The following is a 15,388-nucleotide window of genomic DNA, read 5'->3' as shown; positions in this document are numbered from 1 at the left end:
CATAGGTCTCAGTTGATAGGTCCCTGGTGAGTCGGGACATGCGTCACAGTCGGTGGCATGTCGAAGGCTCGGGTCGCCGTGATGAAGATCGTGTCCAAACAGCTCACCGTGACGGCGGCAGCTGCCGAGTACGGGTTCTCCCGCCGGCACCTGCATCGGCTGCTCGCACGCTACCGAGACGGCGGCCTGGACGCGGTCGAACCGCGCTCCCGAGCCCCGCACACCAGCCCGCAGCGAACCGCGGACGAAGTCCGGGAACGGATCCTGCAATTGCGAGCTGAGCTGATCGGGAACGGGTTGGATGCCGGCCCGGTCACCATCGCCTGGCACCTCGAACAGGAGAACCTGCAGGCTCCGTCGACCTCGACGATCCGCCGGACCCTCCACACCGCCGGGCTCATCACCCCGGAACCCCGGAAACGGCCCCGCTCCTCCTACCTCCGGTTTCAGGCCGCGCAACCGAACGAGACCTGGCAGTCCGACTTCACCCACTGGCGCCTGGCCGATGGCACCGATATCGAGATCCTGAACTGGCTGGACGACCACTCCCGCTACCTGCTCTCCTGCACCGCACACCGCCCGGTCACCGGCGACGACGTGGTCACCAGCTTCCTGACCGCGACCGAACGGCACGGCATCCCTGCCTCCACCCTGACCGATAACGGCAGGGTCTACACCGCCCGGTTCGGCGGCGGCCGCAACGCCTTCGAATACCTGCTCCCCCTGCTCGGCGTCACCCAGAAGAACGGCTCACCCAGCCACCCGCAAACTCAAGGCAAGATCGAACGCTTCCACCAAACCCTCAAACGCTGGCTCACCGCACGGCCCGCCGCCGACACCCTGACCGAGCTCCAGACTCAGCTCGACGCGTTCCGGGAGCACTACAACGAGCACCGCCCCCACCGCGCCCTGAACCGGCAGACACCCGGGCAAGCATTCCGCGCCACCCCGAAAGCGCTCCCCGCCCAGGCCCGCACCCCCGGCCACTACCGCATCCGCTACGACCTCGTCGGAACAGGCGGCAAAGTCAGCCTCCGCCGCGCCGGCCGAATGCACCACCTCGGCATCGGCTACCACCACCGCGGAACCCGCATCCTCGCCCTCGCCGACGACACCACCGTCACCGTCATCGCCCTGAACACCGGCGAAATCCTCTCCACCCACACCATCGACCCCACCCGCAGCTACTGGCGCAACAACGAGAAAACCCCCGGCCGATGGCCGAGGGCTTCTTCACGTGAGACCTAAGACGCGACTCAGGTGAGACCTATGTCGCGACTCAAGACACGGAGCCGCCCAAGGGAATCGAACCCTTGACCTTCTCATTACGAGTGAGATGCTCTGCCGACTGAGCTAGGGCGGCGTGGGCCGGGCTCTCGCTCGGCGCACAGTCAGATAGCTTACCCGATCGGGCGGGGTGCTCACGACCATGCGGGCGCGGGAGGCGAGCCGGGTCAGTGCACCTGGCTGCCGAGCGCCTGCAACTGGTCGAAGGAGGCGCGCAGGCGGTCGGCGAGGGGTTCGACGCCGCCGTGATCCGCCCAGCACGACCAGGCGTGACGCATCCCCGCGAAAGCCACGTAGGTGACGAGGCGGGCACGCTGGTGCAAGGCCTCCTCGTCCTCCGCGAGAGCCGGGTCGTCGTGCGCGAGACGGCGTTGGACGACGGCGCTCAACGCTTCCTCGAACGTGTGCATGCTGGCCATGCGCTGCGCGAAGAGCTCCGGATTGTCTTTCAGGAGTGCCCGCCGGAGGGTGTGCATCTCCTGCAGGGTCGCCGCCGCCTCCCCCGGGGCGCTCTGCGCGGCCTCGCCGAGGTCGCCGCCGTCAATGGCCGCGATCAGCAACAGGGTCATTCCGTGCAGGATGGGCTCCTCCGGGCCGGCTGCGACGAAGCGCTCGACGTCATCCTCCCCCGGAAGCTCGGGGAGCTCCCCGATGATCGCCGCCTCCTTCGAGGGGAAGTAATTGAAGAAGGTCCGCGGCGAGACGTTCGCCGCATGGCTGATCTCGTCCACCGTGACACCGTCGTAGCCACGCTCGCTCGTGAGGGTGAGCGCGGCGAGCTGGATCGCGCGGCGGGTGGCGATGCGCTTGCGCTCGCGCAGGCCGAGCTCGGGATCCAGTGCGGAGTCGGGGGCCACAGTCACTCCTGGATTATTTCATCCGCTGCAAAATTGCACCACTCGACCGAGCGAACTGTGACGCCACCGGCCCGCTCAGCAGGTCTTGCCCTCGGTCGGCAGCGTCCCCTTCACCAGGAACGCGTCGACGGTGTCGTTCACGCACGAGTTCGACTTGTTGTAGGCGGTGTGTCCCTCGCCCTTGTAGGTGAGCAGGTGGCCGTTCTCCAGCTCGTGGGCGAGGTTCTTCGCCCACACGTACGGGGTCGCGGGGTCGTTGGTGGTGCCGACGACCAGGATGGGGGCGGAGCCCGCCGCCGCGATCGGCCCCCGCTTGACCGTGGACTTGTACGGCCAGGAGGCGCAGCCGATGTCACCGTACGCCATGTACGGCCCGATGACCGGGGCGTCCTGCGTCAGCTCGGCGGCCTGCGCGCGCATGGTCGCGGGATCGGCATCGTACGCGTAGTCGAGGCAGTTGATCGCCATGAACGCCTCGGTCGAGTTGTCCGAATACGTGCCGTCACTGTCTCGGCTGTTGTACGCGTCGGCCAGGGTGAAGGCGACAGAGGCGCTGCCGCGCATGACCGACTCGAACATCTGGCTCAGGTACGACCATCCGTTCGCGTCGTAGAGCGGATAGATGATCGCGGTCACGAGGGTGTTCGCGCCGAGTTCACGGCCGTCGGAGTTGCGGATGGGGCTCTTCTCGACCGAGGCCAGCAGAGCGGAGATGGTCTTCATGCCGTCGTCGACCGTCCCGTCGAACGGGCAGTCCTTCTGACCGAGGCAGTCGGTGAGGTAGGCGCGCAGTGCGCTCTCGAAGCCCTGCGCCTGGACCTTGGTCACGTCGAAGTTGCTGGCGGCGGGGTCGAGCGCACCGTCGAGGACGAGCCGGCCGGTCTTGCCGGGGTAGAGGTCGGCGTACACCGCTCCGAGGTAGGTGCCGTAGGAGTAGCCGAGGTAGTTGAGCTTCGTGTCGCCGAGCACGGCGCGCAGCAGGTCGAGGTCGCGCGCGGCGCTCATCGTGTCGACCTCGTCGAGCAGCGCTCCGGTGTTCTTGGCGCAGGCCGCGCCGAAGTCGACCGATGCGGTGGTGTTCGCGGCGATCCACTCGTCGGAGCCGCGGACACCGGGGGTGATGTCGTAGAGGTAGCCGTCCATCTGCTTGGCGTCGTAGCACTTCACCGCGGTCGACCGGCCGACTCCGCGCGGGTCGAAGCCGACGACGTCGAAGTGGTCCTGCAGTGTGCTGTCGGTCGCGTAGCCGACGCTGTCCTTGACGAAGTCGTAGCCCGACGCGCCCGGCCCGCCGGGATTGACCAGGAGAGACCCCTGTTTGGTGCCCTTCGCCTTCTGGCGGATGAGTGCGAGCTCGATCTCGCCCGCGGACGGGTCGTCCCACCTGAGCGGAGCCTTCGCGGTCGTGCACAGCATCCCGCCGGAGCAGCTGCTCCACTTCAGCACCTGCTCGTAGAAGGGCTTGAGGTTCGCGGCGACCTCCTCCCTGACCGGGGAGGAGGTCGCGGCGGTCTTGGGCGGGATGAACCATGTGACGCAGCCGGTCAGGGTGAGCGCGGCGATCGCCGCGATCGCGACGGAGGCCGTGCGCAGAACGCGCCGACGGGGGCCTGGGCGGCCCGAGCGGGTGATCACAGGTCGGTCCCCTTTCGCGCGGCGGTGCCGCGAAGGATGGTGGTGAGCATGGCCTCGAGGGCCAACGCCGGCGCGACGTTGCCGTCGATCCGCTCGCGAGCGGTCGCGACCGCGTCCATCGCGGCGAGCGTATCGGCGGGAGTCGAATGAGCGCTGAGAGCTTCCAGTCGCTCCCGCAGCTCGAGGTTCACGAGCGCGCTGACGCTGCGCAGCTGCAGCATCATCACGTCACGGTAGAGGGACTGCAGGTCGACCAGGATCCGGTCGATACCGTCGCGCAGGCTCCGGGTCGCGCGCCGCTTCTGGTCGTCCTCCAGTTGACGCAGCTGTCCGCGCAGGGCGGGCGGGACGGTGCCGCCCGGTTCGACGCCCAGGGAACGGAGCGCGTGTTCGCGCTCCTCCGCGTCCCGCTCCTCCGTGATGGCCTTCGCGTCGGCGCCCGCGATCTCGAGCAGCGTCGCCGCGGCGAGGACGGCGTCCGAAACGGATCGGATGCCGAGCGCGAGCGTCAGGGTCTCCGAACGCCGTCTGCGCGCCTCCTCGTTGGTCGCGAGGCGGTGCGCCATCCCGATGTGGCTCTGCGCGTGCCGTGCGGCGCGCTCGGCAGTGACGGCGTCCACGCCGTCCCGGCGCTCGATCAGGGCGGCGACATCGGCCACGCTCGGCACCTTCAGGCGCACGGTGCGGACGCGGGAGCGGATCGTCGGCAGGAGGTCGGCGTCGCTCGGGGCGCACAGGATCCAGACCGTCCGCTCCGGCGGCTCCTCGAGAGCTTTCAGCAGCACGTTGGAGGTGCGCTCGCTCATGCGGTCCGCATCCTCGATCACCATCACCCGGTATCGGCCGACGGAGGGCGAGAACTGCGAGCTGGACACGAGCGTGCGCACCTCGTCGATGGAGATGATGACGCGCTCGGTGCTCAGCACGGCGAGGTCGGGGTGGGTCCGCGCCTCGACCTGTCGCTGCGTCGCCAGGTCACCCTCGGGCGTTCCCGGGCTGAGCAGCGCCGTGGCGAAGGCGTAGGCGAGGTTGGAACGGCCGGACCCCGGAGGGCCCGTGATCAGCCACGAGTGGGTCATGCCGCGGGCGTCGGATCCCGAGGCGGCGGCCCGCACGACGGCGATGGCGTCGTCCTGCCCCGTCAGGTCGTCCCACACTGCCATGCGTTCCAGGCTAGCGGGCACGGAGGACACCGGCGCGGTCAGACGCGGCCATCGAGGCGGCGGCGGATCTCGGCGGCGATCTCGTCGATGGGCAAGGAGGCGTCCACCACCAGGAATCGCTCCGGTTCCGCGGCGGCGAGCTCGAGGAAGGCGGCCCGAACGCGGGCATGGAACTCGGCTCGTTCGGCCTCCAGGCGGTCGTAGCGTGTACGGGAGATGTCGAGGCGCGCACGGGCCGTCGTCTCGTCGAGGTCGAGGAGGATCGTGAGATCCGGGAGCAGACCTTCCGCTGCCCACAGCGAGAGGGCGCGCACCTCGTCGCCGCCGAGGACGCGTCCGGCTCCCTGATACGCCACCGACGAGTCGATGTAGCGGTCCTGCACGACGACATCGCCGCGGTCGAGGGCGGGGCGCACGAGGGTCGCGACGTGGTGAGCGCGGTCGGCTGCGTAGAGCAGTGCTTCCGCCCGCGGCGCGATGTCCCCGCGATGGTGGAGCACGATCTCGCGGATCTCGACGCCCGCAGCCGTGCCGCCGGGCTCGCGGGTACGAACGACGGTGCGTCCGCGGGAGGTGAGCCACTCCGTCAGGAGCGCGGCCTGCGTCGACTTGCCGACCCCGTCGCCCCCTTCGAACGTGATGAAGAACCCGCTCACTCGGCCGCCGGCTTCGCCGCGGGGGCCTTCTTCGCCGCCGTGGACTTCTTGGCGGCCGTGGTCTTCGCGGCGGTCGTCTTCGCGGGCGCCTTCCGCGTCGTCGCCTTCTTCGCCGCGGGCTTCTTGGCCGGCCCCTTGGCGCGCTTGTCCGCGAGCAGCTGCACAGCACGCTCGAAGTCGACCTCGTCGACCGTCTCCCCGCGCGGGATCGTCGCGTTGGTCTCGCCGTCGGTCACGTACGGTCCGAAGCGACCGTCCTTGACCTTGATCGGCTTGCCGCTGACCGGATCCGCGTCGAACTCCTTGAGCGCGCTCGACGCGCGGCGGTTGCCGTACTTCGGCTGCGCGAACAGCTCCAGCGCGCCCGCGAGATCGACCGTGAAGATGTCGTCCTCGGAGGTCAGCGAGCGGGTGTCCGTCCCCTTCTTCAGGTAGGGGCCGTACCGGCCGTTGGCCGCCTGGATCTCGTCGCCGCTCTCCGGGTCGATGCCGACGACCCGCGGGAGGTCGAGGAGCTTGAGCGCCGTCTCGAGGTCGAGGGACGCGATGTCCATCGACTTGAAGAGCGACGCGGTCCGCTGTTTCGGCGCGGTGGCCTTCTTCGCCGGCTTCTTGGCCTCGACGACCTCACCCGTCTGCGGGTCGGCCTGCGGCTCGGGCTCCGGGTCGGCCTCGGTCACGTACGGGCCGAAGCGGCCGTCCTTGGCGAGGACGACCTTGCCGGTCTCGGGGTTCGAGCCCAGCACGCGGTCGGTCTGCACCGGGGCGTCGATCAGTTCGCGGGCCTTCGCGGGCGTGAGCTCATCGGGGGCCAGCTCCGGGGGGAGGTTGACGCGCCGCGGGGTGGCGTCCTCCGCGGCGCCGGGCTCGGCGACCTCGAGGTACGGGCCGTACTTGCCGATGCGCAGGGTGACGCCCTCATCGATCGCGATCGAGTTGATGCTGCGCGCGTCGATCTCGCCGAGATTGTCGATCACCCGGCGCAGGCCCTTGTGCTTGTCGCTGCCGAAGTAGAAGCTGTTGAGCCAGTCGATCCGCTCGGCTTCGCCGTCCGCGATCCGGTCGAGGTCGTCCTCCATCTCGGCGGTGAAGTCGTACTGCACCAGGTCGCCGAAGTAGTCCTCGAGGAGTCGGACGACCGAGAACGCGACCCAGCTGGGGACGAGCGCCTGGCCGCGCTGCGTCACGTAACCGCGGTCGATGATCGTGGAGATGATGCTCGCGAAGGTGGAGGGCCGGCCGATGCCGAGCTCCTCGAGCGCCTTCACCAGGCTCGCCTCCGTGTAGCGCGGCGGCGGTGTGGTCTCGTGGCCGTCGGCCTCGACCTCGACGACGGTCAGGGACTGCTTCGGCTCCAGCGGCGGCAGCTTGGCCTCCGCGGCGTCGGAGGCGTTGCGCTCCTCGTCCTTGCCCTCCTCGTACGCGTTGAGGAACCCGCGGAAGGTGATGACCGTGCCGCTCGCGGTGAACTCGGCGACGGTGCCGTCGAGGGTTCCCTCCGTGATGGACGCCTCGACCGTGACGGAGGCGGTCTGCCCCTTCGCGTCGGCCATCTGGGAGGCGACGGTCCGCTTCCAGATCAGGTCGTAGAGCCGGAACTCGTTGCCGCGCAGCACCTTCTCGAGCTCGCTCGGGGTGCGGAAGACCTCGCCGGACGGACGGATGGCCTCGTGCGCCTCCTGGGCGTTCTTGCTCTTCGAGGCGTACGTGCGCGGCTTGTCGGGAACCGTCTCCGGCCCGTAGAGCTTCGCCGCCTGTGTGCGGGCCGCGTTCGTGGCCTGCTGCGACAGCGACGCGGAGTCGGTGCGCATATAGGTGATGTAGCCGTTCTCGTAGAGCGTCTGAGCGACGCTCATCGTCTGCCGGGCCGAGAAGCGGAGCTTCCGGGCGGCCTCCTGCTGCAGCGTGGAGGTCGTGAACGGCGCGGCGGGACGACGAGAGTACGGCTTGGAGTCGACCTTGGAGACGGTCACGACGGTGCTCGGCCGGCGAACCGCGTCCGCGAGCGCCTGTGCGGCCTCCTCGTCGAGGGTGCGGGCGTCCGAGGTGAGGCGACCGTGGTCGTCGAAGTCTCGACCGGTCGCGACGCGCGTACCGTCGACGCGGGCGAGGCGCGCCTGGAAGGCGGTGGCGTCCGCGGGCGCGAGCTGAGCGGTCAGGCCCCAGTAGGACGCCGGTACGAACGCGAGCCGCTCCCGCTCACGGTCGACGACCAGGCGCGTCGCCGCAGACTGAACGCGGCCCGCGGACAGTCCGGGTCCGACTTTGCGCCACAGGACCGGCGATACCTCGTAGCCGTACAGGCGGTCGAGGATGCGGCGGGTCTCCTGAGCGTCGACCAGAGCAGTGTCGATCTCGCGGGTGTTGTCGCGGGCCTTCTCGATGGCCTCGCGCGTGATCTCGTGGAAGACCATGCGCTTGACGGGGACCTTCGGCTTCAGCACCTCGACGAGGTGCCAGGCGATGGCTTCTCCTTCGCGGTCCTCATCCGTGGCGAGCAGGAGCTCGTCCGCGTTCTTGAGGGCGCGTTTGAGATCGGCGACCGTCTTCTTCTTCTGATCGGAGACGACGTAGTACGGCTCGAAGTCCTTCTCGACGTCGACCGAGAACTTCCCGAGCGACCCCTTCTTCAGCTCCGGCGGCAGGTTCTTGGGCTCGATCAGGTCTCGGATGTGGCCGACGGAGGCCATCACCTCGTAGCCGTCGCCCAGGTACTGGGCGATCGACTTCACCTTGTTCGGAGACTCGACGATGACGAGTTTCTTCGTGTCAGGCACCTGACTCCTCTTATATGTACGACGATGTCGCCCCGACCGGATGTCGGTAGCACGCTCCCGCGTCTGTGCCGCGGAGCCCGGTCCTCGGCGCAAAGCCGGACGAGCGTGGGCCGGAGTGGCCCAACAGGCAAACCATACACACCTTGCCCTCGGGTGTGCCTAATCCGGTGCCGTCCGTTCGCCCTGGGCGCAGGGACGGCGCGTGTGCTCTCTTGTGGACGGCAGAGCGCCGAGGACAATGGAGGTATGGCAACGACATCACTGACGACGTACACCGCCAAGCTGACCGACGGACCTCTCGAGGGCAAGACGATCGCCACCGAGTTCCTCCCCTCCGGGGGCCCGCGTCCCCGGCTCGAGCTCGCCGCCCCCGGAGGCGGCAAGCGCTACCTCTACGTCCGCGCCGCCGGCGCGGACACCGAGTACTCGGGGACCGACGCCAACGCAGACCGGCCGAGCGCCGTGGGCTACCGCTACCTGGAGACGCTGTTCGACTGACTCCGTTCCGGCCGAACCTTCCCCGGCCGAACGCGTCACCCGGTGCTCCCGGGTCATCCCGGCGGTCCTGCACGTGCACTCACGGCCGCGCGCCAGCCTCCCGGAATGTCGACGCCCACGGTGACCGTCGCCTCCAGACCTGCCATCAGGCACTCCTCCAGTTCTGCGCCGTTCTCCTCCGCCACCCGGTCGGCCAGTTCGCACGGCTCGCCTCCGATCCTCCCGACCGCCGCGTCCGCCGCGGCGAGCGCCGCCAGGTCGGCGACCGTCGCCGCCCGTCGCTTCGCAAGGTGCGCGGCCCCGACCGCCAGCGTTGCGACGAGGACCGCGACCATCGCCCCCACCAGCGTCACGACCACGACGCTCGCGCTTCCGTACTCGCCGCCCAGCCGGCCCCTGAACCGGGACGTGCCCGGCCGCCATGCGGCGCCTCGCACCGGCATCACCCCGTGCCTCCGGATTCGGCACGGGCCTCGTCCACCGCACACGCTCGTGCGCTGATCCGCAGCCCTGCTGCGCCCAGCCCCACCACGGCGCTGTGGGCCGTCATGGTCACGCACACCATCCCACTCCGCCGATCGATCACACGTTCCGCCTCGAGGCCGGACACCGCGGAAGCAACGGGCGGATCACCCCGGCCGAGCAGCCGCGCGTCCACCGCCGCGGCGTCGGCCAACCGGAGCTGCTGTCCACCGGCCTGCACGGCGCCGACGCCGAGCCCGAGGCACACGAGGGCCACGGGGAGGGCGACAGCGAACTCGGCGGTGACGCTGCCCCTCTCTCGCTCGGACCCGCGCGGCTCTCCGGGCGAGCCGCTCTCACGCCGCGACCGTGAGAGCACCACGCACCAGCTCCGTGAGCAGACTCTTCACCTCGTCGCTCCGCAGCACGACCACCAGCAGACCCGCAATGCCCACCGCCGCGACCGTGATGATCGCGTACTCCGCCGTCGCCGCGCCGTGCTCGTCCCGCACTGCTTCCCAAGCCCGGGCCCGCCGGACTCGTGCCGGCCATACCCGCTGTGCCCAGCGGGCCGGCCGTTCTGTCGTCGGCCGCTCCTCCGGCTCCCGCTCGCTCCGCGTCCGCCCTTCCGGCACGTGCTCCCGCTCCCCCACCATTCGTTCCCCCATCTTTCGTTCCCCCATCTTTCGTTTCCGCACCTTTCGTTCCCGCACCTTTCGTTCCCCCGCCCATGGCTCTCTCAGCACTCGCTCCCCCATCTCGTCATCCCCTTTCCTCTCGACCGGTCCGGGCCGATGGCCGGTGCTCCTCATCCTTCGCGACAGCTGTCGGCGCGTGGGCCGGTCACCCGAATCGGTGGACAACTGCTCAGAACCCCGCAACGGTGGAGGAGATCAGGGCGAGCATCACGGGTGCGACTCCCAGGAGCAGGAACGATGGCAGTACGCAGACAGCGAGGGGCATCAGCAGCTGCACACCGAGTCGCGCGGCGGCGGTGCGTCCTGCAGCGCGGGCTGTGCGCCGCCGTTGCACCGCCGAGGAGGAGAGTAGCTCGGCAGCCGGGGCCCCGGCCCGCGCCGCCAGCTCCAGGATGTCGTCGATGGCGGCGTCGGATCCACCGGGGAGATCCAGCCGGTCGCACGTCTCCGCGACGAGGCGGCGTGATCGCTCCACCGACAGCCCCGAGCTCAGGGCGATCGCCGTCAGCTCCTCGGTCGTCCCCGGTACGTCCCCGCTCGGGGCCGCCCTGCGGACGAGACTCGCCGTCCATCTCCTCCCGGCGATCCCCAGGGCTGCACCCGCGGTGAGGAGCATCCCACCGACCGGTCCGGAACCGAGCGCTCCGACGATGTCGACTCCGAGGAGCATCGCCGACGCCGCGCCCGCCAGCGGAAGCCAGCTCACCAGCCGTGCCGTCGCTCGGGGGCCGCTCAGCGCCACTTCCACATCCCGCGCCACTTCCGCCCGGTCCCGCAGCGCGTCCGCCGCGCCCCGCAACGCCGGGCTCAGCGGCGCCCCTGCTGCCACCGCGACGGCCCAGGCGGCGGCGAGCGTCGCCAGCGCACCTGCGCTCACCGACGCCTCGCCCGGCGGGCCCGCGCCGGTCGTGGCAGCGCGCACGGCCGCCTCAGACGACGCCGGCGGATCCGGCAACCCGCGCGACGACTGCCGCCCCTGCGGAGAGTCGCGGCTCCGTCGGCGCGCACTCCCGCGCATCGTCCGCCGAACCGACGCCGACTGCTCGGCGAGCGACTCCTCGGCGAGCGCATCCTCGACGGCCGCCCCTGCCTCGATGCGCGCGGCCACCCGGCGCACCGAGGGTGGAGCGCCCGCCCGCCCCACGTGCCGCCACGCAGACGTGGGCGCTACACCCGCGTCGAGGAGCACCGCGAGTGCCTCGGCGGCACCGGCGAGTGCGTCGGCGTCCGTCCCGACGACCGACGCAGCGGAACGCCGGAGGACGCCGTCCCGCATTCGTGTCGCGGCCGCGCGCCCGCGGCCCGCTCGTCGCCGCTGTAGCACCGCAGCCGTCCCGCGCTTCCCGCTCATGCCCCGCCCCCGGGCTGTTCGTCGGCACCCGGCGCGGGCACGACTCCCAGCCGGCCGTCCCCGCCGAGCGCGAGGCGGGCGAATCCGGCCACGCGGCGGCCCTCGCCCCTCCGTTCGACATGGACGACGAGCCCGATCGCACTCACCGCCTGCCGGGCGAGCGCGTGCTCCCCGAGGCCCGCCAAAGCGCCCAACGCTTCCAAGCGCGCCGGGACGTCGACGAGCGAGCTCGCGTGGAGCGTGCCCGCTCCCCCATCGTGTCCGGTGTTGAGGGCGCTCAGCAGATCGCGCACCTCTTCTCCGCGGCACTCGCCGAGCACGAGGCGATCGGGTCGCATCCGGAGTGCTTCGCGCACGAGCCGACGCAGATCCACGCCGCCCGCTCCTTCGAGGTTCGGCTGGCGTGCCTGCAGCGCGACGACGTGCGGGTGCGGGACGCGGAGCTCCGAGACGTCCTCGATCACGACGATCCGCTCGGTCGGCGGCGCGTGGGCCAGGATGGCGGCGAGCAGGGTGGTCTTCCCTGCCCCGCCCGCCCCTGTGACGAGCAGATTCGTGCGCGCCGCGACCGCCGCGCGCAGGATCTGAGCCTGCTCCGGCGTCAGCGAGCCCGCGGCGGCGAGATCCTCCAGCGTCAGGACCTCCTCGCGCGGGATACGGATGGACAGGAGCGTTCCCCCGGTCGAGATGGGCGGGAGCACGGCGTGGACGCGCACTCCCCCGCGCAGGCGCACGTCGACGAACGGCGTCGCCTCGTCGATGTGCCGCCCACCACGACCGATCAGATCGACGGCCAGGCGGCGGACGGAACGCTCGTCCAGGTTCCAATCCGGGATGCGATGGAGACCCGGTGGGCCGCCGTCGCTCCAGAGCTCGCCCGCTCCGGTGATGAACAGGTCGGTCACGCCCGGTCGCTGGAGGTAGGGCGTCAGGATGCCGAACGTCTCCCACAGACCGGGTTCACGCTGAGCGGGGCTCGCTGTCTCGTCTCTCATCCTCCGAGCCAAGAGCACAGACGGCGGGACCGGGACGACTCCGAAGGATCTGTGGAGTCCTGACGAGAGGCCCGCGGTTGGGAATGACGAGCGGCGCGCTAGGGGATGCCGGTTAAAAAAGGGGGGCCGCACCTATTGGGGGGAACAGGTGCGGCCACTGCGGCGCTGGATTGGGGGGAATCGTTAGCGCCGCACGCACGAATTTACATTCGGCCGGGGACAAGTTTACGCGGAATCAATGCAAACGCAAGTCTCCGTGGGACCGGCCCGCCCGAGGTTGTAGAGTCAGGCATTGTCGCGCCACGACAGAACACTCAGCATCGCAAAGGAGCGAACAGCCTCCCCATGAGCAACACAATCGACAACCTGCTCCATGAAGCCCGACGGTTCTCGCCGAGCGAGGAGTTCGCCGCGCACGCCGTGGCGACAGCCGATCTCTACGAGCGCGCCGCCGACGACCGCCTCGGGTTCTGGGCCGACCAGTCCCGCGAGCTCCTGCACTGGCACAAACCGTTCACGAAGACGCTGGACTGGACGAACCCGCCGTTCGCGAAGTGGTTCGACGACGGCGAGCTCAACGTCGCCTACAACTGCCTCGACCGGCATGTGCTCGCCGGCAACGGCGACCGTGTGGCCATCCACTGGGAGGGTGAGCCCGGCGACTCCCGCTCGCTCACCTACGCCGAGCTCACCGCGGAGGTCAAGAAGGCGGCCAACCTGCTCACCAGCCTGGGCATCCGTTCGGGCGACCGCGTGGCCATCTACCTCCCGATGATCCCGGAGGCCGTGATCGCGATGCTCGCCGTCGCACGCATCGGCGCGGTGCACTCCGTCGTCTTCGGCGGCTTCAGCGCGGAGAGCCTGCGCTCGCGCATCGACGACGCCGAGGCCAAGCTGGTGATCACCGCGGACGGCGGCTGGCGCAAGGGCCGCGTGTTCCCGCTCAAGGACGCGGTCGACGCCGCCCTGTCGGGCTCCGAGAGCACGGTGGAGCACGTCCTCGTCGTCAAGCGCGGGGAGAACGAGGTGGCCTGGACCGAGGGCCGCGACCTGTGGTGGCAGGACGAGATCGCCCAGGTGGACGCGGACCACGTCGCCAAGGCGTTCCCGGCCGAGCAGCCGCTGTTCATCCTCTACACCTCGGGTACGACCGGCAAGCCCAAGGGAATCCTGCACACCTCCGGCGGGTACCTCACGCAGGCCGCGTTCACCCACAAGAACGTGTTCGACCTCCACGCCGACTCCGACGTGTACTGGTGCTCGGCCGACGTCGGCTGGATCACGGGCCACAGCTACGTCGTGTACGGCCCGCTCGCCAACGGCGCCACCCAGGTGCTCTACGAGGGGACCCCCGAGACGCCGCACCCGGGCCGCTGGTGGGAGATCATCGAGAAGTACAAGGTCTCGATCTTCTACACCGCGCCGACCGCGATCCGCTCGTTCATGAAGCTCGGCCGGCAGCACCCGCAGCGGTTCGACCTCTCCAGCCTGCGCGTGCTCGGGTCGGTCGGCGAGCCCATCAACCCGGAGGCGTGGATGTGGTACCGGGAGGTCATCGGCGGCGGCGGGACCCCGATCGTCGACACCTGGTGGCAGACCGAGACCGGCGCCATCATGATCTCCGCTCTGCCCGGGGTGACGACGCTCAAGCCCGGCAGCGCGCAGGTGCCGCTGCCGGGTGTCTCGATCGAGATCCTCGACGAGGCGGGTGTGCCGGTCGGCAAGGACCAGGGCGGCCTGCTGGTGGTCACGGAGCCGTGGCCGAGCATGCTGCGGGGCATCTGGGGCGACCCCGACCGGTTCGTCGAGACCTACTGGTCGAAGTTCGGCGACAAGTACTTCGCCGGCGACGGCGCCCGGTACGACAAGGAGGGCGACATCTGGCTGCTCGGCCGGGTCGACGACGTGATGAACGTGTCCGGCCACCGGCTCTCGACGGCGGAGATCGAATCGGCGCTCGTGGCTCACGCGCTGACGGCGGAGGCCGCCGTGGTCGGCGCCGAGGACGAGACGACCGGCCAGGCCGTCGTCGCGTTCGTGATCATCAAGGAGAACCAGCTCGAGACGGCGCAGTCGATCGACGTGGCGGCCGAGTTGCGCAAGCATGTCGCGGAGCAGATCGGCGCCATCGCCCGTCCTCGGGACATCTTCATCGTCACCGAGCTGCCGAAGACCCGCTCGGGCAAGATCATGCGGCGCCTGCTGAAGGATGTCGCGGAGGGGCGCGAGGTGGGCGACACGACCACGCTCGCCGACACCGCGGTCATGAGCTCGATCCAGAGCAAGCTGTCCTGACGGATGCACGCAAGGGGCGGTGCCGACCGGCACCGCCCCTCCGTCGTCTCCTGGCGTGGACTACTCGAATGCGACCACGATCTCGACCTCGACCGGCGAGTCGAGCGGGAGCACGGCGACACCGACGGCCGACCGTGCGTGCACTCCGGCGTCGCCGAAGATCTCTCCCAGCACCTCCGAGGCGCCGTTGACGACGCCGGGCTGACCGGTGAACGCGGGATCGGAGGCGACGAAGCCGACGACCTTGACGACGCGGGTGACCCGGTCGAGGGAGCCGAGCACACTCTTCACGGCGGCGAGGGCATTGAGCGCGCAGGTGCGCGCGTAATCCTTGGCGTCGGCGGCCGGAACGAGGCCGTGGCCCTCGCCCACTTTGCCGGTCGCGGGGAGTGCGCCGGCGACCATCGGCAGCTGGCCGGAGGTGTAGACGTGGCCGCCGTCGATCACGGCGGGGGTGTAGGCGGCGACCGGCGGGACGACGTCCGGCAGGTCGATGCCCAGTTCGGCGAGACGCGCCTCGATGGCGGCCATCAGGCGTCCGCCTCGTCCTGCACGGGGCGCTTCAGATAGGCGACGAGACCGCCCTCCGGACCCGTCACCACCTGCACCAGCTCCCACCCCTCCGAGCCCCAGTTGTTGAGGATGGCGGCGGTGTTGTGGATCATCAGGGGCGTCGTGAGGTACTCCCAGCGCGGCATCGTGCTCCTTGCGTTC

15 protein-coding genes and 1 tRNA gene are annotated in these 15,388 nt (G+C 70.1%); 3 read left to right on the top strand and 13 right to left on the bottom strand.

What is annotated here, in order from left to right:
• Window positions 1-57 precede the first annotated feature (57 nt).
• A complete protein-coding gene (locus IT072_RS05330; protein WP_223357653.1) occupies window positions 58-1,248 on the top strand; it encodes an IS481 family transposase in 1,191 nt (396 codons plus the stop codon).
• A gap of 42 nt (window positions 1,249-1,290) precedes the next feature.
• Here IT072_RS05330 and IT072_RS05325 read toward each other — a convergent pair.
• The 6 genes from IT072_RS05325 to topA all read right to left on the bottom strand — a co-directional run bounded on the left by IT072_RS05325 (window position 1,291) and on the right by topA (window position 8,375).
• A tRNA-Thr gene (locus tag IT072_RS05325) sits at window positions 1,291-1,363 on the bottom strand.
• A gap of 91 nt (window positions 1,364-1,454) precedes the next feature.
• A complete protein-coding gene (locus tag IT072_RS05320; protein ID WP_223359896.1) occupies window positions 1,455-2,150 on the bottom strand; it encodes a TetR family transcriptional regulator in 696 nt (231 codons plus the stop codon).
• 69 nt (window positions 2,151-2,219) lie between these two features.
• Window positions 2,220-3,779 carry an alpha/beta hydrolase gene (locus IT072_RS05315; protein WP_442786786.1) on the bottom strand — a complete coding sequence of 520 codons (1,560 nt, stop codon included), beginning with the start codon at window positions 3,777-3,779 and terminating at the stop codon, window positions 2,220-2,222.
• Entirely contained in the window at window positions 3,776-4,942 is a 1,167-nt protein-coding gene (locus IT072_RS05310; protein ID WP_223359894.1) for a DNA polymerase III subunit delta', read from the bottom strand. Before IT072_RS05310 ends, IT072_RS05315 begins: the two co-directional genes overlap by 4 nt.
• Before the next feature lie 38 nt (window positions 4,943-4,980).
• Complete coding sequence (gene tmk, locus IT072_RS05305; protein WP_223359892.1) at window positions 4,981-5,598, bottom strand: dTMP kinase; 618 nt, start codon at window positions 5,596-5,598, stop codon at window positions 4,981-4,983.
• The gene (gene topA / locus IT072_RS05300) at window positions 5,595-8,375 is read right to left on the bottom strand and encodes a type I DNA topoisomerase (RefSeq protein ID WP_223359890.1); all 2,781 of its coding nucleotides are present in this window, start codon (window positions 8,373-8,375) and stop codon (window positions 5,595-5,597) included. The genes tmk and topA overlap by 4 nt, the downstream gene beginning before the upstream one ends.
• Window positions 8,376-8,621: 246 nt before the next feature.
• Here topA and IT072_RS05295 point away from each other — a divergent pair, with 246 nt between their 5' ends.
• Window positions 8,622-8,873 carry a hypothetical protein gene (locus IT072_RS05295; RefSeq protein ID WP_223359889.1) on the top strand — a complete coding sequence of 84 codons (252 nt, stop codon included), beginning with the start codon at window positions 8,622-8,624 and terminating at the stop codon, window positions 8,871-8,873.
• 53 nt (window positions 8,874-8,926) lie between these two features.
• Here IT072_RS05295 and IT072_RS05290 read toward each other — a convergent pair whose 3' ends face one another.
• The 5 genes from IT072_RS05290 to IT072_RS05270 all read right to left on the bottom strand — a co-directional run bounded on the left by IT072_RS05290 (window position 8,927) and on the right by IT072_RS05270 (window position 12,379).
• Window positions 8,927-9,316 carry an Rv3654c family TadE-like protein gene (locus tag IT072_RS05290; protein ID WP_223359887.1) on the bottom strand — a complete coding sequence of 130 codons (390 nt, stop codon included), beginning with the start codon at window positions 9,314-9,316 and terminating at the stop codon, window positions 8,927-8,929.
• The gene (locus IT072_RS05285) at window positions 9,316-9,717 is read right to left on the bottom strand and encodes a TadE family type IV pilus minor pilin (RefSeq protein WP_223359885.1); all 402 of its coding nucleotides are present in this window, start codon (window positions 9,715-9,717) and stop codon (window positions 9,316-9,318) included. The genes IT072_RS05290 and IT072_RS05285 overlap by 1 nt, the downstream gene beginning before the upstream one ends.
• The gene (locus IT072_RS05280; protein WP_223359884.1) at window positions 9,692-9,847 is read right to left on the bottom strand and encodes a DUF4244 domain-containing protein; all 156 of its coding nucleotides are present in this window, start codon (window positions 9,845-9,847) and stop codon (window positions 9,692-9,694) included. Before IT072_RS05280 ends, IT072_RS05285 begins: the two co-directional genes overlap by 26 nt.
• 355 nt (window positions 9,848-10,202) lie before the next feature.
• The gene (locus IT072_RS05275; protein ID WP_223359883.1) at window positions 10,203-11,309 is read right to left on the bottom strand and encodes a pilus assembly protein TadB; all 1,107 of its coding nucleotides are present in this window, start codon (window positions 11,307-11,309) and stop codon (window positions 10,203-10,205) included.
• Between the two features lie 71 nt (window positions 11,310-11,380).
• On the bottom strand, window positions 11,381-12,379 hold the full coding sequence (locus IT072_RS05270; protein WP_223359882.1) for a TadA family conjugal transfer-associated ATPase: 999 nt from the start codon (window positions 12,377-12,379) through the stop codon (window positions 11,381-11,383).
• Between the two features lie 345 nt (window positions 12,380-12,724).
• Between IT072_RS05270 and acs the strand changes: the two genes are divergently transcribed.
• A complete protein-coding gene (gene acs / locus IT072_RS05265) occupies window positions 12,725-14,674 on the top strand; it encodes an acetate--CoA ligase (protein ID WP_223359881.1) in 1,950 nt (649 codons plus the stop codon).
• Between the two features lie 60 nt (window positions 14,675-14,734).
• Here the strand turns inward: acs and IT072_RS05260 are convergent, their stop codons facing one another.
• Window positions 14,735-15,205 (bottom strand): RidA family protein, encoded by a 471-nt coding sequence (locus IT072_RS05260; RefSeq protein WP_223359880.1) that lies wholly within the window; start codon window positions 15,203-15,205, stop codon window positions 14,735-14,737.
• Entirely contained in the window at window positions 15,205-15,372 is a 168-nt protein-coding gene (locus tag IT072_RS05255; RefSeq protein WP_223359879.1) for a DUF4177 domain-containing protein, read from the bottom strand. Before IT072_RS05255 ends, IT072_RS05260 begins: the two co-directional genes overlap by 1 nt.
• Between the last annotated feature and the right edge of the window lie 16 nt (window positions 15,373-15,388).

Source organism: Leifsonia sp. ZF2019 (assembly GCF_019924635.1).
Lineage (GTDB): Bacteria > Actinomycetota > Actinomycetes > Actinomycetales > Microbacteriaceae > Leifsonia.
The sequence above is the reverse complement of the archived record's forward strand: the minus strand, read 5'-3'. Positions and strand labels throughout refer to the sequence as shown.

Coding starts and splice junctions, on each gene's coding strand:
- IT072_RS05330 (WP_223357653.1), top strand. CDS start 58: ATGTCGAAGGCTCGGGTCGCCGTGATGAAGATCGTGTCCAAACAGCTC.
- IT072_RS05310 (WP_223359894.1), bottom strand. CDS start 4,942: ATGGCAGTGTGGGACGACCTGACGGGGCAGGACGACGCCATCGCCGTC.
- IT072_RS05295 (WP_223359889.1), top strand. CDS start 8,622: ATGGCAACGACATCACTGACGACGTACACCGCCAAGCTGACCGACGGA.
- IT072_RS05290 (WP_223359887.1), bottom strand. CDS start 9,316: ATGCCGGTGCGAGGCGCCGCATGGCGGCCGGGCACGTCCCGGTTCAGG.
- IT072_RS05275 (WP_223359883.1), bottom strand. CDS start 11,309: ATGCGGGACGGCGTCCTCCGGCGTTCCGCTGCGTCGGTCGTCGGGACG.
- IT072_RS05270 (WP_223359882.1), bottom strand. CDS start 12,379: ATGAGAGACGAGACAGCGAGCCCCGCTCAGCGTGAACCCGGTCTGTGG.
- acs (WP_223359881.1), top strand. CDS start 12,725: ATGAGCAACACAATCGACAACCTGCTCCATGAAGCCCGACGGTTCTCG.
- IT072_RS05260 (WP_223359880.1), bottom strand. CDS start 15,205: ATGGCCGCCATCGAGGCGCGTCTCGCCGAACTGGGCATCGACCTGCCG.
- IT072_RS05255 (WP_223359879.1), bottom strand. CDS start 15,372: ATGCCGCGCTGGGAGTACCTCACGACGCCCCTGATGATCCACAACACC.